The sequence below is a fragment of the Streptomyces flavovariabilis genome (assembly GCF_000725785.1).
Taxonomy (GTDB): Bacteria; Actinomycetota; Actinomycetes; order Streptomycetales; family Streptomycetaceae; genus Streptomyces; species Streptomyces hawaiiensis.
In genome coordinates, this window is record NZ_JNXD01000119.1 from 1 (window position 1) to 251 (window position 251).

Genomic DNA, 251 nt, shown 5'->3' on the forward strand with positions numbered 1-251 from the left:
CCCCGTCCAGGGCCTGCGCCTCTTCCTCGATGACGTCCTCCAGCGTGCGGCCGTCGAGTCGGGCCGCCGCGCCGTCTTCGCTGTCGACGAGAACCTGGCTCAGGCGGTGTCTGCGCTGTGCGAAGAGCCACCACAGCAGCAGAGCCGGCAGCACGGCGAGCACCGCGATCACGGTCGGCCACCACCAGCCCTCTTCCCGCCACCGGGTGCGTCCCTCGGTGCCCAGCACCACATCGTCCGGCCCGCGGAAG

At 72.1% G+C, this 251-nt stretch carries 1 pseudogene; it reads right to left on the reverse strand.

The window, feature by feature from the left end:
* Window positions 1-251, reverse strand: a pseudogene (locus IO24_RS0140180) (alkaline shock response membrane anchor protein AmaP); the annotation flags it as partial.